This window comes from Candidatus Tisiphia endosymbiont of Nemotelus nigrinus (assembly GCF_964026475.1).
Taxonomy (GTDB): domain Bacteria; phylum Pseudomonadota; class Alphaproteobacteria; order Rickettsiales; family Rickettsiaceae; genus Tisiphia.
In genome coordinates this window covers 799,074-820,304 of record NZ_OZ032151.1, presented here as the reverse complement: position 1 = coordinate 820,304, position 21,231 = coordinate 799,074, and the positions used below count along the sequence as shown (strand labels likewise).

Annotated in this window: 20 protein-coding genes and 2 pseudogenes; 14 read left to right on the top strand and 8 right to left on the bottom strand. The window is 32.4% G+C overall.

Annotated features, from left to right (window positions below):
* The first annotated feature begins 17 nt into the window (after positions 1-17).
* The 9 genes and pseudogenes from AAGD39_RS03835 to AAGD39_RS03795 all read left to right on the top strand — a co-directional run bounded on the left by AAGD39_RS03835 (position 18) and on the right by AAGD39_RS03795 (position 10,112).
* Complete coding sequence (locus AAGD39_RS03835) at positions 18-536, top strand: hypothetical protein (RefSeq protein ID WP_341756102.1); 519 nt, start codon at positions 18-20, stop codon at positions 534-536.
* A gap of 210 nt (positions 537-746) precedes the next feature.
* Complete coding sequence (locus tag AAGD39_RS03830; protein ID WP_341756101.1) at positions 747-1,487, top strand: hypothetical protein; 741 nt, start codon at positions 747-749, stop codon at positions 1,485-1,487.
* A gap of 65 nt (positions 1,488-1,552) precedes the next feature.
* On the top strand, positions 1,553-1,747 hold the full coding sequence (locus AAGD39_RS03825; protein ID WP_341756100.1) for a hypothetical protein: 195 nt from the start codon (positions 1,553-1,555) through the stop codon (positions 1,745-1,747).
* 82 nt (positions 1,748-1,829) lie between these two features.
* Positions 1,830-2,363, top strand: coding sequence for a hypothetical protein (locus AAGD39_RS03820; protein WP_341756099.1), 534 nt, complete (start codon positions 1,830-1,832; stop codon positions 2,361-2,363).
* Between the two features lie 326 nt (positions 2,364-2,689).
* Complete coding sequence (locus AAGD39_RS03815; protein WP_341756098.1) at positions 2,690-4,330, top strand: CTP synthase; 1,641 nt, start codon at positions 2,690-2,692, stop codon at positions 4,328-4,330.
* Between the two features lie 529 nt (positions 4,331-4,859).
* Complete coding sequence (locus tag AAGD39_RS03810) at positions 4,860-5,255, top strand: IS110 family transposase (protein ID WP_341756097.1); 396 nt, start codon at positions 4,860-4,862, stop codon at positions 5,253-5,255.
* Between the two features lie 296 nt (positions 5,256-5,551).
* Positions 5,552-6,851: pseudogene (locus AAGD39_RS03805) on the top strand (IS110 family transposase).
* A gap of 302 nt (positions 6,852-7,153) precedes the next feature.
* Positions 7,154-8,500, top strand: coding sequence for an IS110 family transposase (locus AAGD39_RS03800; protein WP_341756096.1), 1,347 nt, complete (start codon positions 7,154-7,156; stop codon positions 8,498-8,500).
* Positions 8,490-10,112 (top strand): hypothetical protein, encoded by a 1,623-nt coding sequence (locus tag AAGD39_RS03795; RefSeq protein WP_341756095.1) that lies wholly within the window; start codon positions 8,490-8,492, stop codon positions 10,110-10,112. The genes AAGD39_RS03800 and AAGD39_RS03795 overlap by 11 nt, the downstream gene beginning before the upstream one ends.
* Before the next feature lie 169 nt (positions 10,113-10,281).
* On the opposite strand, the gene AAGD39_RS03790 is transcribed toward AAGD39_RS03795, so the two are convergent.
* The 3 genes and pseudogenes from AAGD39_RS03790 to AAGD39_RS03780 all read right to left on the bottom strand — a co-directional run bounded on the left by AAGD39_RS03790 (position 10,282) and on the right by AAGD39_RS03780 (position 12,045).
* Positions 10,282-10,845: a group II intron maturase-specific domain-containing protein gene (locus AAGD39_RS03790; RefSeq protein WP_341757224.1), complete on the bottom strand. Its 564-nt coding sequence runs from the start codon at positions 10,843-10,845 to the stop codon at positions 10,282-10,284.
* A gap of 168 nt (positions 10,846-11,013) precedes the next feature.
* Positions 11,014-11,493 (bottom strand): annotated as a pseudogene (locus AAGD39_RS03785) (reverse transcriptase/maturase family protein); the annotation flags it as partial.
* 66 nt (positions 11,494-11,559) lie between these two features.
* Entirely contained in the window at positions 11,560-12,045 is a 486-nt protein-coding gene (locus AAGD39_RS03780) for a reverse transcriptase N-terminal domain-containing protein (protein ID WP_341756094.1), read from the bottom strand.
* Positions 12,046-12,554: 509 nt separating this feature from the next.
* Between AAGD39_RS03780 and AAGD39_RS03775 the strand changes: the two genes are divergently transcribed.
* Positions 12,555-13,631 carry a tetratricopeptide repeat protein gene (locus AAGD39_RS03775; protein WP_410520865.1) on the top strand — a complete coding sequence of 359 codons (1,077 nt, stop codon included), beginning with the start codon at positions 12,555-12,557 and terminating at the stop codon, positions 13,629-13,631.
* Positions 13,632-13,793: 162 nt separating this feature from the next.
* Complete coding sequence (locus tag AAGD39_RS03770) at positions 13,794-15,614, top strand: AAA family ATPase (protein WP_341756092.1); 1,821 nt, start codon at positions 13,794-13,796, stop codon at positions 15,612-15,614.
* On the opposite strand, the gene AAGD39_RS03765 is transcribed toward AAGD39_RS03770, so the two are convergent.
* Together AAGD39_RS03765 and AAGD39_RS03760 are read right to left on the bottom strand one after the other, a co-directional pair.
* On the bottom strand, positions 15,611-16,129 hold the full coding sequence (locus AAGD39_RS03765) for a hypothetical protein (RefSeq protein ID WP_341756091.1): 519 nt from the start codon (positions 16,127-16,129) through the stop codon (positions 15,611-15,613). The two genes, AAGD39_RS03770 and AAGD39_RS03765, sit on opposite strands and share 4 nt — an antisense overlap.
* A gap of 10 nt (positions 16,130-16,139) precedes the next feature.
* The gene (locus tag AAGD39_RS03760; protein ID WP_341756090.1) at positions 16,140-17,186 is read right to left on the bottom strand and encodes a recombinase family protein; all 1,047 of its coding nucleotides are present in this window, start codon (positions 17,184-17,186) and stop codon (positions 16,140-16,142) included.
* A 480-nt stretch (positions 17,187-17,666) separates the two neighbouring features.
* Between AAGD39_RS03760 and AAGD39_RS03755 the strand changes: the two genes are divergently transcribed.
* Both AAGD39_RS03755 and AAGD39_RS03750 read left to right on the top strand, forming a co-directional pair.
* Positions 17,667-17,882: a hypothetical protein gene (locus AAGD39_RS03755; protein WP_341751182.1), complete on the top strand. Its 216-nt coding sequence runs from the start codon at positions 17,667-17,669 to the stop codon at positions 17,880-17,882.
* Positions 17,883-18,143: a type II toxin-antitoxin system RelE/ParE family toxin gene (locus AAGD39_RS03750; protein ID WP_341755541.1), complete on the top strand. Its 261-nt coding sequence runs from the start codon at positions 17,883-17,885 to the stop codon at positions 18,141-18,143.
* Between the two features lie 80 nt (positions 18,144-18,223).
* On the opposite strand, the gene AAGD39_RS03745 is transcribed toward AAGD39_RS03750, so the two are convergent.
* From AAGD39_RS03745 to AAGD39_RS03735, 3 genes are all read right to left on the bottom strand, one after another.
* Complete coding sequence (locus AAGD39_RS03745) at positions 18,224-18,799, bottom strand: HEPN domain-containing protein (protein WP_341751180.1); 576 nt, start codon at positions 18,797-18,799, stop codon at positions 18,224-18,226.
* A gap of 26 nt (positions 18,800-18,825) precedes the next feature.
* Positions 18,826-19,110: a nucleotidyltransferase domain-containing protein gene (locus tag AAGD39_RS03740; protein WP_341756089.1), complete on the bottom strand. Its 285-nt coding sequence runs from the start codon at positions 19,108-19,110 to the stop codon at positions 18,826-18,828.
* A gap of 229 nt (positions 19,111-19,339) precedes the next feature.
* Positions 19,340-19,660, bottom strand: a complete 321-nt coding sequence (locus AAGD39_RS03735; protein WP_341756088.1) for a hypothetical protein — start codon at positions 19,658-19,660, stop codon at positions 19,340-19,342.
* A 135-nt stretch (positions 19,661-19,795) separates the two neighbouring features.
* Here AAGD39_RS03735 and AAGD39_RS03730 point away from each other — a divergent pair, with 135 nt between their 5' ends.
* Positions 19,796-20,746, top strand: coding sequence for an IS481 family transposase (locus AAGD39_RS03730; RefSeq protein ID WP_341756087.1), 951 nt, complete (start codon positions 19,796-19,798; stop codon positions 20,744-20,746).
* Positions 20,747-21,231 lie beyond the last annotated feature (485 nt).

The following is a 21,231-nucleotide window of genomic DNA, read 5'->3' as shown; positions in this document are numbered from 1 at the left end:
AACACAAACACAAAATTATGGATAGAAAAAGCAAAAAAGAATCTAGTAATATTATAAGTCAGCAAAGCATTATCTCCACTCAATCTTCTAGTTCATCAACCAACTTACCTAGTAGTAGCAGTGCTGAAGTATTTCACTCCACACCTATAAATCCTTTACTTGTTACAAAAAAACATAAATCTTATATTTATAAGTTTTTAGAACATCTCTTTAAAATAGATATGAGTCAAGATGCGTTAGTAGATATCATAATTAATGAAGATATAAACGATAATCAAATCTTAATAGTAGGACGTCCTAAACTACTAGGAAGTTCAACAAAACAAATGCGACATGTGACTCCATATGCTTTCATAGAAAAAGCTATTAAGGAAATGGTTGTAGCAAAGAAAGAGCAAAGTGACTACATGGCTTATATGGAAAATATACTAGAAGCTATTAAGCCTATAATCAGCACTAAAGACGGAATATGTTTAACTACTGAGCAACATTCTAAACTAGTTGCTAACTCCACATTGCAAATTGAAGAACAATAAATATTTAAACTATCTACTACTAGTAGAGAATATTACTTAATATATGACGATGCCCTTATAACACAATTTATAAATTGTAATGATTTTTCTCAAAACGAAAAAGATAAAGCTAAGACAGATTTTAGTTCTAAATTTAGCAAATATATCACTTATGGTATAAGATACCTCACTGAAGTAATACTGGATGCAAATGACCTTAATACTATAACAATGACTTGTGAAGGAATTGCAAGAATAATATTAACTTTATTTAATCAGGATAAGTATGCTGCTTTCCCTGACGAAGGTAATTCTTTATTGGAAGAGATACGTGTATATAAAAATAAAGATGATGCAAAAAAAGCAGCAACATTAAAATTAGAACAGCAGGAATATACTATAAAGTCTCACACTGAAATTACTAAATATCCCGTCCTACAATATGATGAGCGTATTAGAATTGTAAACAATGAGGGATCAATAGTTAAAAGAGCAGTGAAAGCATTAGATATTATAAATTCCTTAATATCTAGGAAACTAAATATTCACCACATAACAGAAGAAATGCATAAATATCAAGATCAATATAATACTAAATATAATTTTAATGTTAAAATAGGAGGTGTAAGCCCTACTAATTCCCAATATAATACAAAAATTGATTTTGATAATAATTTACATAATATTTTTCAATTTCATGTTGCAAAGCATCTATACTCAGTGTTTGATTTTAAACCGTTAGAAACAAAAGTATTGGCACCTAGACAAAAAGGTGAAGCTCATAATACTATTGCAGTATATCCTTCCGCCAGTGGAACAACAACAGCAAAATATTCAATACAAGAAGGAAAACTGTATAGAGAATTACAATATAATTCTAGAAAAGGTTACAATGATAATGCAATATTTCGTTCAAACATGGATAATAACACTATAAAAGACATACTACAAAAAAAGTTATTACTCATATAATAATTTCACTAATACCTTTTAAAGGGTTAAAAACAGGATGTACAATAAATGATAGTCAAGAAGGGATGAAAGAAATATTCAATGCATTTCTAAAATTAGTACAAAATGATTATAAAAACACTAAAGATTGTCATGGGAAAACAATAACTTTGGATAACCAGTGGAAAGAACAAATTAATAGTGAGTATGTAAAATATAATGAGTCTATTAATATAACTGGTGCATCTGAACCTATGATAGATAATTATGAATTAACCTAAGCTTGTAACGTAATTGCATCAATAGTTATTAAATTAAAAGGTATAATATATTTCATATCAACAAATTACAGGAGAACATTGTATGCCTAAAAGTAACTTACAAATGGTTTTAGAGGAAAATCATTCGAGATTTTTTATTCATAGCATTCTTAATAACCCTGAGCCTATTACTCAATGGGTAGAAGAAAATCTAATTAATGATAATTCCAACACAAACGCTCAGTCAAAAATCGCATTTTATGAAGCAGAAAAGTCATTAATTATAAAGTATATTGCTGAAAATAAATTTGATAGGTTATCTACGCTTATTAATGCTATTGATCATGAAAAGTTTAGTAATAATCAGAAATTAAAGCTAAATGAGTGTAGAGTTTTAGCAAACGCTATAATAGAAGCACAAAAATATAGATGCGTAAGAGAAGATGGAAATGCTATACATAGTGACCTTAATAAATTATTACGTACTAAATATCAAGAATTAACAGATGAATCTTACAAATCTAAGATATCAGAAATAGTAGATCAAGCTCTATTAATTGTCTGCCATGAACCATCAAAAGCAGTTACTACTATGGGAGATGATGGGGCAAGTGGTAGTATGGTAGATACTTTATAAGGCATCATAATATGTATAGTTTGAAGCTAGAGGAATTTCTCCTCTAGCTTCAAACTATACATAAGCCATTCATCTCATACGACCTTATCTATTGGGTAATAAAGCAAGTAGAGACTAAATCCGATATTAGTTATTACAATGATTTTATATATTAAAGATACTAAGAGCAACCATTTCCTCTTTTTCTTATTTAAAATTATTATAACTTTAATAATGCAACAATATACTATTCCTATAGTAGCGTAAATTATAACTTGAAGAACCAATAATCGTACTTGTCTTTTCAATGGTCAAGTATAACTTTAGCTTAGGTCAGTAATTATTTAATGCATAACTTAGTAAAATTTATTTTTATAACAGGAGGAGTAGTTTCTTCATTAGGTAAAGGTGTTGCTAGTGGGATTATTGGTGTCTTGTTACAGGAATATGGATATAGGGTGCGTTTAAGAAAACTTGATCCCTACTTTAATATTGATTCCGGTACTATGCAACCTAATGAACATGGAGAGGTTTTTGTAACTGAAGATGGAGCAGAAACTGATTTAGACCTAGGTCATTATGAGCGTTTTACTGCTGTTAATACTACAAAACGTGATCATGTTACAGCTGGTAAAATATACTCTGATTTATTATTAGGGGAACGCCAAGGTGTCTACCTTGGCAAAACAGTACAGGTCATACCTAATGTTACTAACCTAATAAAGGAATTTATTACTTCTAATCTTAATAAGGAAGATTTTATTATTTGTGAAATTGGGGGTACAGTAGGAGATATTGAAGCCCAACCTTTCTTAGAAGCTATCCGTCAGATTCGTTATGACCTAGGTAAAGAGAATACAGCTTTTATTCACATAACTTTAGTACCATATTTAAGAGTAGCAAAAGAACTTAAAACCAAACCAACTCAACATTCTGTCAAAGAATTAAGAGGAGCAGGTATTCAACCAGATATACTACTTTTAAGGTCAGAAAAACCTCTTCCTATTGACATAAAACAAAAAGTAGCTCTTCATTGTAATATAAGTCAAGAAAGAGTAATTCAGGCATTAGACCAAAAAAATATTTATAAAGCTCTTACTGCATATAGAGGTGATAATTTATGTGTACAGATATTAAAGCATTTTGGAGTAGCCCCTACAATTTTAGCTAATACAAAAAAATGGAATAATATTGTTAGACAAATTTCGAATTTAAAAACACACATTACCATTGCGATTGTCGGAAAATATATGAAAACTAAAGATGCTTATAAGTCGGTAACTGAATCATTAATGCATGCGGGAGTTGCTAATAGGTATAAGGTAATAATTAAGTGGGTTGATGCAGGTGAAATAACAGAAGAAAACATTACGGAAAAACTTGCGGACAGTGCAGGAGTTTTAGTTCTTGGTGGTTTTGGAGTACGTGATACGGAAGGTAAGATCCTAGCAATTAAGTATGTTAGGGAAAATAAAATACCTTTTGTAGGGATTTGTTTAGGCATGCAATTAGCATTAATTGAATATGCAAGACATGTATTAAATATAAAAGATGCTACTTCTTCTGAGTTTAATATTAAAGGGACTAATATAATATGTAATATGAAAGAATGGATTAGAGGTAGTTTAATAGAAAATAGAGAAAACAGTCAACAAGTAGGTGGAACAATGAGATTAGGAAGTTATCCGTGTTCTATTATAAATGATACACTTGCTTATAAAATTTATAAAAAAACAAATATTACAGAGAGGTATAGACATAGATATACTTTTAATATGATGTTTAAAAAACAATTTCAAAATACTGATATGATATTTAGTGGTTATGCATCTGATAATGATATGGTTGAAATTGTTGAATTGTTAAAACATCCATATTTTATAGGAGTGCAGTTCCATCCAGAGTTAAAATCTAGAATATTTGCCCCTCATCCACTATTTGTAGAATTTATTAAGTCTGCAAGCTCTAGCCTACGGTTTGGTGTTTAGAACAGAATGTAGGATGATCATTTACACAGGTTGCTTGCATGAAGGCATAAATAATTTTAGGTTCAATAAATGGAGTCCAGCTAAAAATGGGGGGTACGTCTTGATGAGTATCTGTTCAGGTGAACGGCATGCTTTTAACCTCTTGATATACGCAGATTTCGCTGTCAAAGAGCTAAATTAAACACTTGTCTGCAATCCCATATCCTAACGTTAAGAATTTTTATTATGTGGTAAAATTATTCTTCTTGAAACCCTTATCCTGTAAGGGGTTGCCACGTACTAAATAGATACCTTGATGAACAGGAATACAAGACGACTATAAAAATAAGACCAAAGATTGAAAGGCTGGTATCTAGGTTCTTATATCTTTAAATTATGATATAAGTAATTGTAAGAGGGTGACTTGATAGGTTCTTGATTGAAATAATCGTGCACAGAATAAGTACCCTCTTACAAAGTTTGCTTTGAACAAATTGCAGAAGGTGCTGGAAGCAGCAGCCTTGCACAATAAGATGAAGGAGATTATATCATGAGTAAAATAATAGGTCTAGATGTAAGTAAAAAATGGTTAGATATATGTTTATATGAGTCTAACAATAAACCGATATATAATCGTTTTTCCAATGATAAGTTAGGGCATGAAGAACTGATAAAATTAATAAAAGAGCAAGAAATTAAGATAATAGTATGTGAGCCTACTGGAGGTTATGAAGCAGAGATTTGCCAAGAATTGTATAATAATAAGCAACAGATACATAAGGTCAATACCTATAGTTTTAATTCATTTAGTAAATCGGTGAATTTGTGTAAAACTGATAAGAAGGACGCATTTAAATTAGCATATTATGGCGATAAGATGCAACTTATAGCTAATTATTTATATCAAGTTGAATCAGAGACTTTGAAGCACCAAACAAAATGCTAAGCATTATGTAAAAACATAAACAAACTTTGGTGGTGAGCCATAAGCTTCAAGGTATAGTGTTTGCGATTATTCTGTGTTAAAGTTTAAGTTAGCCGAGTTGGTTAGAGAGCTATGACCGGCTATCTCAATGGTGCAGCGGAAGTAGCCCGTTTTGAATCATGGTTTTGGAGTTGTTGGTAATATCATTGATGGCATTATGTGTTTATGATACGTAAGAGACCTCGTTTAAGAGATTAATTTTTTCATTCAATACTCCAACTTTATATTAGCTCGGTCTAATTAAATGAGGAGTTTTTATGACAAGTAAAAATAATAAGCAAAAATTATCTGTAATCAATCCTGATGCAGCGGGTATTGATGTTGGTTCTAGAGAACATTACGTTTGCGTACCAGCTGATAGGGATGAAAAGAATGTACGAAAATTTGCTGCTTTTACCAGTGATTTAAGAGAAATGGCAGATTGGTTGAAAAAATGTGGAATTAAGACGATAGCTATGGAATCAATAGGGATATATTGGTTGCCAGTATTTCAGATTTTAGAGACTACTGGCTTTGAAGTTATATTGGTGAATGCTAGGGCATGTGAAAAACGTACCTAGACGTAAAACGGATGTAGCTGATTGCCAGTGGTTACAACAACTTCATAGCTATGGATTATTAAGTGGTTCATTTCGTCCACAAGATCAAATATGTGAATTAAGAACTCTTACTAGACAAAGAGACAGATTAACAAAGAATGCTGCAACCCATGTAAACCGTATGCAGAAAGCACTGAATGAAATGAATATCCAATTACATCATGTGATTAGTGATATAACAGGTGTGACAGGAATGAACATAATAAAAGCAATTATAGTTGGTGAGAGGGATGCAAATAAATTAGCTGAATTTAGAGACTATCGTATAAAAAGTGATGAAAAGACTATAGTCAAAGCACTAGAAGGAGATTACCGCAAAGAGCATCTTATAGTATTAAAGCAAGAATTAGATATTTATGAATTTTACCTAAAACAAATCAGTGAGTGTGATGAAGCAATAGAAACATGCTACAAAAAGTTCGATAAACGTGGTGGTGGTGATTTAAGCAATAGTAATAAACAACGCAAAAGTAAAAATGCTCCAAAGTTTGATTTACAACAATCACTATATAATGCAGCAGGAGTAGATTTTACTGCAATTCCAGGGTTAAGTGAGCTAAGTGTACAAACGATAGTATCGGAAGTGGGGTTAGATGTGGACAAATGGAGTACAGAGAAACATTTTACATCTTGGCTTGGCTTAAGTCCTGCTAATAAAATTACCGGTGGTAAAGTATTTGATACTAGAACAAAAAAGGTAGAAAATAAAGCAAGTATGGCTTTCAGGATGGCAGCTCTTAATCTAGGTAGAGGTAAATCAGCACTAGCAGGATTTTACAGAAGGATAAAAAGTAGAGCTGGTACACCAAAAGCTATTACAGCAACAGCAAGGAAGTTGGCATGTATGTTTTATCGATTATTAAAATATGGTCAAGACTACGTCGAACAGGGAATTGAAACGTACGAAAAACAATACCAAGAAACAATGGTAAAAAATCTGCAAAAACAGGCAACCTGACTAGGGTTTAGTGTGGTTAAAATAGAGCAGTCATTGGAATTAGTTTGTTAAGAGTTTATAATGGAATAAACTGACGCAATACCTTAAAATTAGAATCGGATCTGTACAAGAGTTATGGTCGATAAGTTCAATGGTGTTTTCTGTAACCGATTAGGAGCGTGACTTTGGAGGATGGTGTTTTGTACATTGATGGATCAGACATTGATACCTCGTTTGGAAGAGTATAATTTTTTAAATCCCTCTGACTTGTAGCAGGTTCATGTTAAGATTAATGTGCAACTATACTATAAGGAGGATTTATTATGAACAACGATAATAATACCAATACATTACAAATTATCAATCCTGATGCTGCTGGAATTGATATAGGATCAAAATCACATTATGTTTGTGTTCCACAAGATCGGGACAAAGAATATGTAAGAAGATTCGGGAGTTTTACTGATGACTTGCATAAGATTGCTGATTGGCTAAAAAAATGTGGTATTAAAACTATTGCCATGGAATCAACCAGCGTATATTGGATACCAGTATACCAAATACTCGAACAAAGAGGTTTTAAAGTATATCTGGTCAATGCTAAACATGTTAAAAATGTCCCTGGACGCAAAAGTGATGTACAAGACGCCCAATGGCTACAAAAATTACATAGTTGTGGTTTATTACAGTCATCATTCAGACCTGAAGATAGTGTTTGTGTACTAAGAAGTTATATACGTCAAAGAGAGCGTCTGATCAAAAACTCTACAACGCATGTATTTCGTATACAAAAAGCTTTAACAGAGATGAATGTGCAACTACGTAATGTAATTACCGACATCACAGGCACAACAGGTATGGCAATCATCAGAGCGATTATAGGTGGTGAACGTGATCCAGTAAAATTGGCAAAATTTAGAGATTACCGAATCAAAAGTAGTGAAGAAACTATAATTAAGTCACTTCAAGGTGATTATCGCAAGGAACATATCTTTGTGTTGAAGCAGGAGTTTGAATTATACATGGGTTATCTAAAAAAAATTGAAGAGATTGATATTGAAATAGAAGGGCATTATAAAGATTTTGAACCCAAAGGGAATGAAGTAATAAAAGATGACTCAAAAAGAACCGGTAGCAACAGGCCTAAATTTAATCTTAAGCAGGAACTCTATAACATGACAGGTCTTGACTTTAGTACAATACCAGGACTTAATGTACTAACTATCCAAACAATTATATCTGAAGTCGGTACAGATATGTCGCAATGGAAGTCAGAAAATCACTTTGCTTCATGGTTGGGTTTAAGCCCTGCTAATAAAATAACAGGAGAGAAAGTCTTTAGTACTAGGACTCGAAAAGTAATCAACAGAGCTTCCACTGCTTTCAGAATTGCAGCTGCCGCAGCAGGTAAAACCAAAACCGCTATTGGATCATTTATGCGTAGAATAAAAATCAGTAAAGGAACTCCAAAAGCTATCACAGCAACTGCTAGGAAAATAGCTTGCTTATTTTATAGGTTGTTGAAATTTGGACAAGTATATGTTGAGCAAGGTATGAGCAATTATGAACAAAAATACAAGAACAAATTAGTACAGTCTCTTGAAAAACGTGCAAAAGAATTAGGATTTATTTTAACAGCAGAAAATACTGAAAATCAATATGTTATATAGCAGTTTGTTGGAAGTAATAATCTTAAATGATCTTGGTTATTTAACCACCGAGCTAGGCAAGTTAAGTGGGGAGGTGAAATATTATACCGAGGCTGCAGTATTTTACCAACATGTCATTACTATACTGAATGAAAAGCTAGACGAGAAATTAATAAGTACAGAGGATAAAAGTGAATTTAAAAAACAACATTTAATAGATCCATATCAGGAATTAAGCAACCTACAGCAGCTGATATTCTTGTCAGTTGGTGGAGATCAAGAAAAAATGCTGGTTGTTCAAGAGGAAGCAGCTAGAAATAAACAGCTATTATTAGAACTAAGAGATAAAACTGATCAAAAGATACAAGAAGTAGAAGATTACCGCCAACAGGCAAAGATTGGTAGTCAAGAAGAGAAACAAAAATATCAGGAGTTATATATAAACACTGCAAGAGAATTGTTTGAATATACAGCTACTGAAATGAAAAAATTTTTGGCTAAATTGTATAATGATAGCGAACAACAAATGCCTATAGCAGCACCATGTAAATACGCATTAGTAGGACTTGGTTCTATGGCATTAAAGCAAATGACGCCATATTCAGACTTGGAGTTTGCTATTCTTACCGAGAATGAAGATTATAAACACAGTTCATATCCAAAGGTAAGGGAGTATTTTAAGAATCTAAGCCACTTAGTAAATTTTAAGATGATCAATCTAGGGGAGAGCATTATTCCTACCAGTAAATATGGTTTAGATATGAGTCATCTAGTACACGTAGCGGTTAACTTTGATCTAGGAGGAAAAACACCACTTGGAAGAATAGGAGGTGACAAACCATATGAGTTAATAAAAACTGTAGATTGGATGCTCCATTATGTGCGTAATGAGGGAGATAAAGCTAGTAATATAGATAAGAACCTACCATATATACTAGAAAATGTTTGTTATGTGTATGGAGATGAGAAACTTGTGGAAACTTATAAAGGTAAAGTTACAGAGTTTCTGCACGATAAAAACAAAGATGACTCACAAGGCAGATTAAACTGTGAGATAAGAGCCGTTAAGCTACTAGAAGAAGGAGCGGTGGAAATTAGCTATCTTCAGCCATTATCTGATCTAAAACCTAAAGAAATTTTGTTTAAAGGTGATCTAGACAAATTAAAACCTAACTTATCTGAGGCTGGAGGCAGATTATTTGACGTTAAGCAGGAGATATACCGGTTACCTGATCGTATGGTATATAATCTTGGTCTGTATTATGGTATTGAAGGAAATAGTGCTTGGAATACAGTAGATAAATTAGCAGAGCAAGAAATAATCAGCCGAGAAGCAGCACTTAATCTAAAAAATGCTATAACTTTTGCCACTACCCTCAGATTAAAGACTTATTCTCACTATAAAACACAGAAGGAGGATATGTCGATATTTGTCATACCCGCTGAAACTGAATCTGAACTTAAAGAACAAGCTAAACAGATATTCCATTTATCTGAAGGGGATTTAGGAGAACAAGGTGGGTTGTTTCAATATTTTTATACTGCATTACATTTATATGAGAAATTAGAAGAATTTTGTAAATCAGATAATGCCAGCAAAAAAAGTTTTTTCAGGACACTGAATTTTATGTAGATAATTCTATTAATAAAGGTCTTATTCATTATAGATTAGCACAATATACGGAAGCTCAAAACAATTTAGAACAAGCCTTAAATAGTTACCTAAGTAGGAAAGGTCACCCCTTCCTACTTGACTCCAAAACCGTACTTGATAGTTTCCCATCATACGGCTCCTCAGTAATTCAGTGTTTGTCATACATACTTCTCATTTTATGAACATGATCATGACAATAGCCGTGTAATAGCACTAAATTGTCAATATTATTGTGATGTCTATTTTGATCTTTATGGTGTACTTCCATATGATCAGTATCCTTAAAGCAGAATTGACATTGTTCACATTTGCCATGTTGTATTTTCAAAAGTTGTGCTACCCTTTGTGGCACATTTAGAGAACGACCCAAGCGTGTTGCCCAGTATACAAAATTTCCATCATATGGAGATTTTGTACCTATAACTTTCACATGTCGTTTTATATGGAAATCGCTATGTCGAACTAAAATCTCGTTCTTGTGAGTCATAAACCGCCACTTATCATTACCATGCTTTCGAAAATATTTCTTTCTAACCCAACCTTTTCCTTTGTGCGGATGTTTCCATAATGCCCACTTCCATAGTTTGCAATATGTAAGATGGCTTTGTCGTTCAAAAACTTTTCGTGATACTGCAGGTATATAGTAGCGACACCATCCCTTAATAATTGGATTCAAACAACTAATAACTGTTGCTTGAGTTTCTCCTCTCATTGCTCTCAATTTTTCTCGAATTACTCGTCTGTGATTTTTTTGTGATTTATGACTTGGTTTAATAAGTAATTTATAACCTTGTTTGTTACAATTAACTGTAAATTGCCTTATCGTATAGCCCAGAAAATCAAAGCCTGGTGTTATTCCCTCGATAGTTTTGAAAGTATGGGATATGTGAGTCTTTGACTCTTTAAGCTCTAACCCTATATTACTCAACCATTTTTCTACAAATGATTTTGCTTTGAGAATAATCTCTTTACTCTCATGTATAATTACAAAATCATCTGCATAACGAATAATACTCATAGCTGCTTGAGATAGCATAACAGAAGCTTTACCACGTTTTCCTTTCATATACTGAAAGAGGTCTTTAGATAATGCCTGCTTGGTTTCGTATTCCAAACCATGCAAGGCTACATTTGCAAGCAACGGTGAAATTACCCCTCCTTGCGGAGTTCCTTTATCACTTTTATAAAATGTATTATTTTCCATTATACCAGCTTTTAACCAGCCTCTGATATTACGTCTTATCATAGGTATGGTATTGAGTTTCTCTAATAATGCTTTGTGGTCAATATTATCAAAGCACCCAGAAATATCAGCATCTAATACATATGCCATTTTTCGCTTTAATGCTCCAAATATAGCTCCATAAACATCATGACAAGATCTTCCTGGTCTAAAACCATAACTGTTTGGCTCAAATTTATCCTCTCATTCAGGTTCTATAACCATTTTGACTAATGCTTGTTTTGCTCTGTCTTCTATGGTAGGTATTCCCAAAGGACGCATTTCAGAACTTCTAGATTTAGGAATCATTATACGCCTTACGGGCTTAGCCTTCTTACGCAAGTTTATCCCTTCAGCTAAATAAAGCCTTTGACTTTGATTAAGACTTTTCACTCCATCAATACCAGCCGTCTTCTTACCCCGGTTGTCTTGAGTTACCTTTCTGACAGATAAAAATTTTGCACTATTTGAGTTTAGCAATAACTTTTGTAGACGACGCATACGTTTAATATCACCGTCTTGAGAAGCTTGATAAATTCGTTTTTGTAGCTTAAATGTATTTCTCTCAAGCTTGTGCCAAGAGATATCATTCCATTTATACCTAATCGATGATTGGTTCATAACTTGTACACTACTATTCACAACTTTATCTTCTAAATTACCGTGTCTCCGTCGGCATATCCTAAACATTACTATAGGCATTAGCTTCTGAGGCAATCCTTCCACTACAGAACATATAGTTGGCTACTTACTCATTAATTTTGAGAGTATCCGTAGTGGTTACCCCGTTCCATGATTATCGTTTCACGTTGAACTTAGGTTCCTGCTTTCCGCCGGAGACTGGGAACATCTGATTGAGGTCTATTCACTCCTCATCACCCATTACGTCTCGTACCTTTTGGTTCATGCGTATCAACTCTTTTCGCATGTTCCGACCTTACGACAGTTCAGACACAGGTTTCTTGCGTAACCATATTCAACTATGTTTGGGAGAATTCTCTATTGAGTTTAAAGTTACTCCCTTTTATTCCATGCTTGCATCACAAAGATTGCCAAATCTTTGAAATGTGGAATATACTTTTACCCCGATGATAGGGGAGATGGAATTTAACCATCACAATAACCACGACTAGTCCTATTTCCCTATCGAAAAATAAAACTTTCGGGTCGCACAAACAGAAAATCAAAATAATTTTCAAATAAATCATATTTTAGGAATTATCTATAACAGTTTTGGGGATGTACCAAAAGCTATAAAACAGTTCGAACATTGTAGAACTATAGATAAACTGAATACTCCCTTATCTTTACTTAACTTAGGTATAGTATATGCAGCTAATGGACAATATGATAAGGCGGTGGAATACCTCAAAGATAGCTTGAATAGTATATACAATAAATCTAATTCAAATATTGCAATGACTTACTATAATTTGGGTATGGTTAATTTAGTTCAAGGGTATAAAGGTAATGCGATTCAATACCTCGAAAAAAGTCTAGAAATTAGGAAAAGTCTCTACAATGATAAGTTTCATCCTCACATTGCTATGAGTTTCTATGGTTTAGGAGAACTGTTTCAAGCTTGTAGAGAGTATGATAAGGCTATAGAGTATCACACTATAAGCCTGAATATGCGGAACTGTATATATCATGAGGAACGTCATCTAGATATTGCAGCATCTTTTAATGCTTTAGGTATAATTTATAAACTCAAAAAAAATTATCCTAAGGCTATTGAATACTTTGATAAGAGTTTAAGCATGCAACGTGTTGTATACAACAACTCATCTCATCTAGATATTGCTAAGACTTTAAATAACTTAGGTAATCTTTATTATGATGACAAAAAATATGAGATAGCAATTGAATACCACACGCAAAGCCTAGAAATGAAACGAACACTATACAATAAAAATCTAATTCATTCAGATATTGCTATATCATTAAATAATTTAGCTAACGCTCTGCGTGTCATAGGACACAACGAGGAAGCAAGTAAACATCTAAAAGAAAGCTTAGAAATTCAGAGAAGTCTATGCAATGACAAACCTAATCCAGATATTGATAATACTTTATATTGGATAAAAGAAGTAGAAAAATTAGCTGCTGCTGTATCTGATCTTGATCATGTTCCATTCATCAATACGTCCTTACTTGCTAATGAGTTATTGACTACCAGTGCTATTAGCACTAGTATAAATATGGATGATATAAATGTAACTCTGCTTGCTGATATTGATTTATCTAAAACAAATCAGGATTTACCTAGTCCTTGAACAAGATAAGCATTGCTGTCACTAATCGTTGAGAGCTGAACTGTGAAGCTTAACACTCTTGTGTTTACACCATTAGCTTAAATTAATATTGTTTGATCTTGAGTAGCAAGAGATTGTTGAAAATCCTAAATCTCATAGAATGAAACTATTTGGAATAATATAATGAATAAAGAAAGCGAATTAACATCTAAAAATATAGTAATACCTAAAATGAGAGTCGGAGACGATGATTTTAAAAGTCTATTGTTTAATAGTGATATTTTTGTTGATAAAAGTTTACTGGTTAAAGAGATTATTGAAGATAGTGGCAGTGTAGTACTTATAACTCGACCAAGACGTTGGGGAAAGAGCTTGAACATGGATATGATCAAGAAGTTCTTTGAAATAGAGGTGGATGAGAGAGGTAAGCCTTTACCTCAAGAAAAGAGAGTAAACCATAAACTCTTTACTGGCGGTGTAGTAGATTTAGGCTTTGATGAAAACAAAGAATTACAGCCTTTAAAAATTGCCAATATAACCAGTAGCATAAAACGCCAAGGGAAATATCCAGTAATATACATAAATTTTAAAGAGGCAAAAGGAAGTAATTATCAGGAAATTGTTAATGGCATAACAGATCAAATAATAGAATTATTTGAAAAATTCTATTATTTGGAACAATATCTTCAAGGAGATAATACATTTCTAAGTATTCCACAAAAAGTAAAGCTAAGAAATTATCTAAGTGGTGATATTAATATAGGCTATTTAAAAAACAGCTTAAAGTTTTTAAGTCAGATTTTATATAAGCATTTTAAACAAAAAGTTTACATATTAATAGATGAATATGATACACCAATTAATAGTGCATATTTAGAATTTGGTCACAAAGCAAAAGAATTTGAACGAATTCTTAAGGTTTTTAGAGGGATGTTTGGCAGCAGCCTAAAAGGTAATACTTGTGTAGAAAAAGGAGTAATAACTGGTATATTAAGGATTGCTAAGGCTAATTTATTCTCAGATTTGAATAATGTTACTGAATATACCTTACTTGATAAAAAATTTGCTAAGTTTTATGGCTTCACTCAAGCAGAAGTTGATGAGCTGTTAACCAAAGTCCCAACCAAAACTAATCCTGAAGAAATTCAAAATTGGTATAATGGTTATACTTTTGGTGGAGAGATCATCTACAACCCATGGTCAATTATGCAATATCTTGCCCGCGAGGGGGAACTTGATCATTACTGGCTAGATATTGGGGGTACGGGAATAATTGATAAGGCATTATTGTCAGATGAAATGCAACAAGATTTACAACTACTTGCTAGTGGTAAGAGTATTATATCGCAGATTACTAAACAAATAAGTTTCAATGATATTAATTCACGCTCAGGACTATTTAGTCTATTACTGTTTAGTGGTTACTTGAATCCAATGGTCATTGAGTTAGAAGAGAATGTTTATGAACTATCCGCCCCTAATAGAGAGGTAAAACATATCTATAATGCGAGATTATTACAATGGGTTAGTAATAAGTTACAGATTGATAGTTCACTATATTATTCTTTTGCTACTCTATTACCTGCTTGTCGGTTAGAAGAATTTAAAGAACGGCTTCAGGAATTGTTATTAAACGCTACTAGTTTTCACCAAACAGGAAATAAAAAATCTGAATTATTTTATAGTGGTTTTATGCTAGGACTTGTTAACATGTTATCTTCTAGCTACATCATAACCAGTGAACAAGAGTCAGGCAGTGGACGAGCTGATATTATTATGATCCCCAAGATTGGTAAAGAAGATAAGGCTATTATTATTGAGTACAAGATCGCCAAAAATACAGAAGATTTAGCCTTGGTAGCCCAAATGGGATTGAAAAAGATTATAGATAAGCAATATGACACTAAGATAAAAGAATATTCTCATGTCAAAAAAATCATTAAACTTTCGATGGCTTTTTGCGGTAAGAATATGGAGTTACAATACCAAGTTAAAGAGCTTTAGTAATAGACTGTAAGCGTTTGGATAACTAGTAATTTTATCTCTATTGTGGTTCTGAAATTGTCCACTACGCCCCGCCATTCGGTACAAGTTGTCGTTTTTTCAAAAATATCGAACGGGAAACGTAGAGAGGTCTCAAGTTTTTTGCCCCTCAGTTTGAGGTTCTGAAATACGAAATTTATCATTTTGCGTTTTTGGGGCATTTCAGAACCTTTAAAAGTTTCATAGGCTTCAGATGCTAGAGTTATTAGCGTTGTAGCGGTATCAGTAAATTTATCATCTGCTTCCTCATAAACTTTAATTAAACGAGCAATTTCATATTGGCGATCTTTTAATTGTTGTTTTTTTCTTTGAAATTCTTCTGTACTAAGTTCTCCATTGAGTCGCAAATCAATTAATGAATTTAGTTTATTTTCATTTTCTGTATGTTCTTTCTTTAAAGCAGCTGTTGCTTGCCCATGCTCGTCTTTTTTTAGCTCATTTGTGTTTTTTAGATATGTTAGAGTCTCTTTTAGCACTTCTGGGTCCTTAACCTATTCTTTTAAAAACCTCTTCTACTTGCTTTAAAACCTCATCTTCTCTTACATAAATCTTTTTGTTTGGATTCTTTGAATCCCATGTACCTAAATAAGTCCATTCGTCCACTTTGCCCTCTGAATATGTTTTGCTGTGAGTTTCAGCTGTTACAACTTTGCCAGTTACTGCACAGGTTATTAAGCCTCTAAAAAGAAAATCCTTACCACCATATTTAAACGGCTTCTTTTTCCACCCTAAACGTACATCTTTACATGCCATAAAAGTCTCTTTTGTTATAATTGCCTGGTAACCATGTGACCACATCTCTCCTTTTACTCTCATCTCACCGTAATAAAATGGTTGTTGTATTAAACGATGTATAACAGTTTTATTTAGGTGACAATTCTTTTTACTTCTTAAGCCTAATTCTTTAGCCATGTTTACCATAGACCTAAGAGTATACATTCCTGTTGCATATTCTTCAAAGAGTTTTTTTATGATAGAACCTCTTAAAGGATCGAGAATTACTATACTGTTTCCTCTTTCATCTCGACTATTTAGGTAACCAAGAGGGGCTGGTCCTATCCACTCTCCTTTACGCAATTTATGATCTAGGCTTCTTTTAACGTTATCACTTAAACTATCAACGTAAGATTGTGCCATCAATACGTTCATTCCCCACATTAGATTTGCATGAGACTGAGAATCTTTATCTATTATGTAACCTTCTGTTCTAAAATGTAATTCTATCTTACCAGCTTTTATTGGTTCTTCTAGTAATGAAATTTCTGAGATTCTTCTTTGTACTCGATCTACTTTATCAGCAACTATAGCAATTGTTTCTCTATGGCTTTTAGCAAATTTGATCATCTCTTTAAATTGTTTGCGATCACCTCTGCTTGAAGATTCGATAATTTCAAAAGTTTCGATAACTTCAAGATTTTTACGTTGGCAATATTCTACTAATCTATATTTTTGAGCTTCAATTGAATACCCTTCTTCTTGCTCCCTTGTTGAAACACGAACTAAAATTATTGATTTTGTTGCTTTGTCTGGCATATTTTTTCCTTAGATAATAAATTTTGCTTTAATTAGAAAGTAGTATCTACTCAAAGAGCAGAGATATATCAAGCACCGCACAAGTCAAGTTGAATTATTATTAAATTACCCCATCTCCTTCAGTATTAGAGCCAAGTGCCACATTTTTTTAGCATTAATAATTTTTAGTTATTGTAAAAATAATTGTTTTAACTCGTAGCAAGAGTAACTTTATCAAGTGGTTTATCATAGATACCCCTATTTATCTATTTTAAGGCTATTACACGGCTTTTTAGTGTTCTTATGGTAGGGGGGGGAATCAGTTTTTTAAATTATTACGCTCTAAGTCTAAATATGGGCTTTTTTATTTATATGGGGTTGCTTTAAAATAGATAAGTTAAAAACTTAACTGAATGCCACTATTTACATCGATCCCTTTTATTGATATTCTGTATCAGATATGATACAATTGAGTCATAACAAATAAATTGTAGTGATCTTATGGCAGCTAAACGATTATTAGTGTCTTTAGACGAGAAAATATTTGATGAAATTGCAGGTCTTGCTAAAATCAACAATGAATCCCTATCTAAAGTAGCAAAAGACCTTATTATAACTAGTCTAGAACTTCAAGAGGACAAAATATTAGCTAAATTAGCAGATGAAAGGATAGGTAATACTAAGGAATGGATTCGTCATACGGATGTTTGGAAATAAATGTATAATCTTCTCTATTCAGATCAAGTTATACATAAAGATATCCCTAAGCTTTCTACACCAGTTAAATATTTAATAAAGATAACCATTGAAAAAAAGCTATTATCTGATCCAATAAAATTTGGTAAACCTTTAAAACATAGCTTCAAAGGTTGCCGCTCCCTCAGAATTGGTGATTATAGAGTGATTTATCAAATAGTAGATACAACAATTAATATACTAGTAATTCAACACCGCAAAGATTGTTATAATAATTCATAACAACAAAACTACTATACCCTAATACCCTCAAACTTATAGGTCATTGCGTTTATAGACTTACTTTGTCTATATTAAGGAGCTTAAATTACCTCTTTATTAATCCTTTCCAAGCAAATTTTTTCTGTCACTGTTTTTAATTTTTTAACTCTATCAATAAGGTAAAGTAGCTGTTCTTTAGTTATTTTATAATCTTTGTTATAGCGAGCTTCAATATAAGCCTGTTCAAGTAATCTAAAACATTGCCTTTGCTCAATACTAGAATGAGGAAATATTTGCCATAGTTCTTCATTGTAATTTCCAGCTATACTACCTAGTTTTCGTATATCGTGCAGTTTCGGTTTATAACCGGAAAAAACTAACAGGATAGCATTATAAAAACTTTCGGTAGCTTGATGAAGTAAAAAGGCTGAAAATGGATAATTACCTCTTTCTAAAGGATATCCACATTCTAAAAAAAACTCTGCTCCTTTTGTAAACCAGTACTCATAATCTTTTTCAGCTATTTGTCTTCTTTCTGTCCAAGGTAAATTTTTAGCTTCTGCCAGCTGAAACTCGCCACTATCATATAAGAGTATTCCTTCTTTCTTAATATCAGAAAAGAAATAATGCCCCTTCTCTAACTGGCTATTTACCGTCTTGATTGATTCTAGTACCAAAGTTACCCATAACTCAAAAGGATTTCTTAATGATTTTTTTCCAACCTTTTTTCTATTTTATCTTCTATTGCTAACCCTGCAAGACCGGCATGTTTGCCTTTCTTCATGACTAACATAATATCGAGATCACTTTGATAGCTATAGGTAATGTGACCTTTTTTATACTCATCTTGTACCCAATCTCCTCTAGCGTAAGAGCCAAATAAAATAATCATCGCAATCTTGTGCTTTGATACAGCGAGAATTTCTTTGACGATATTATCAAGTCTTTCTTGAATTATCACGGAGCGTTCGGGTAAAACAGTTTTCATATATTTGTAATGCAGCTATCTATAATACAGATTACTACAATTGGCATAGATATTGCAAAAAGAATTTTGCAAATTCACCTATGTACAAAAATCTCCCCTATAACATTTAGGCTTTTATTTGAGTACCGTGATATTGTTGCAAGCAAAACATGATCTTTTTTGGTGTAATAGATACCTTTTTAACCACATCAATATATTCACTATTAAAAAAAGATAAATATTTTTAAAATTATACCTCCAGTTTTTTGTTGTGACTTTCTAGAGTCTCAATTAACAGCTCTTGTACTTGATAACTAATATTTGCATTTTCAAAATCTGTGAAATCTATTATTATTTTGCTTGTAATTTTATTATTAGACTCTAGAAGTCCCACCAGTGTTATTGCTCCATTGTCAGTAATATTATTATTAAGACATATTTTCTTTATAGTGTTATTATTCTTTAGAAGTCTTGCTAGTATGATTGCTCCTTTATCACTAATGTTATTGCTACAGATATCCACTTGCTTTATAATTTCATTATTTGTTAGAAGTCCTGCCAGTATATCCACTCCCTCATCACCAATATCATTACCTCTAAGACTTATTTGCTTTATGGTTTTATTATTTTCTAGAAATTCATCTAGGTGTTTAGTCCCAGGGTGTAATGTTGTATATTATAAAGAATTACCATCAAGAGAGGAATTATGGGACAAATATTACACGGCTGTGCCAAAACGACAGAGGCAATACGTTTCGCAATCCAAAATAGTCAAGAGAGCTTAAAGACTTTAGCAAGAAAATATTCTATTAATCCTAAAACAGTTGCTAAGTGGAAGAAACGAACTACATTACAAGATACTTGTATGGGTCCCAAAGAACCATCTTCTACAGTATTAACTTCTGAAGAAGAAGCTATGTGTATAGCATTTCGTAAACACACTTTATTATCTTTAGATGATTGCTTATATGCTTTACAAGTCAGTATTCCCAAGCTTACTAGATCTTCTTTACATAGACTTCTTCAACGCCATAATGTTAGTAGGTTACCGGAAGTAAAAGGAAATAACAAAACCAAGAAGAAGTTTAAACTTTATCCAATTGGTTATTTCCATATAGATATTGCTGAAGTCAAAACAGAAGAAGGTAAACTCTATCTATTTGTTGCTATTGATCGCACTTCAAAGTTTGTGTATGTAGAACTTTTACCAAGATGTACCAAGACAGAAACAGCACAATTTCTTCGTAATTTAATTAAAGCTATACCTTATAAAATTCATACTATTTTGACAGATAATGGTATTCAATTTACTAACAGAACAGTAGATAAGAATGCTTGGATGCATATTTTTGATCGTATTTGCTATGAATACAATATTGAACACAGGCTAACAAAAGTTAATCATCCATGGACTAATGGACAGGTAGAACGTATGAATCGTACTATTAAAGAGGCAACTGTTAAACGTTTTTATTATGACAATCATCAGCAACTTAAACAACATTTATATGATTTTATCAATGCCTACAATTTCGCAAAAAGACTTAAAGCTCTTAAAGGTTTAACTCCTTATGAATTTATCATAAAAACATGGACATCTGATCCAAATAAATTTATTATTAACCCTAACCTCCACTCCCTGGGACTAAACACCTAACATCTTTGGTTGATAATTAATATTCTTTTTTTCTGTCATTGTTTTTACGAGTTTCTACGGAATATAATATCATTATACACCTGTTTTATTATCCACTAATAGATATTAGTAAAATTTTTGCTAATCATACTATTTTTTATCCAAAGTAAAACCTTAACTTTTGTATTCTAGTAGAAATCAATTATATATGCTTCTTCGGGCTTTTACATTCCAATAAATCATATTTAAAATCACCACAAAGTACTCAAATTGATCCAAAGCTAGACACTTATATCTTTAAATTATGATATAAGTAATTGTAAGAGGGTACTTATTCTGTTTACGACTATTTCAGTCCAGTGTCTATCAAGTCACCCTCTTACAATTACTTATATCATAATTTAAAGATATAAGTGTCTAAGGTGCGCCATTTTTATTAAATCATACTTTATTATATCTCAAGTCTAATGCATGACTGCATTTGCTTTTTTTCTGCCAAGTATTAT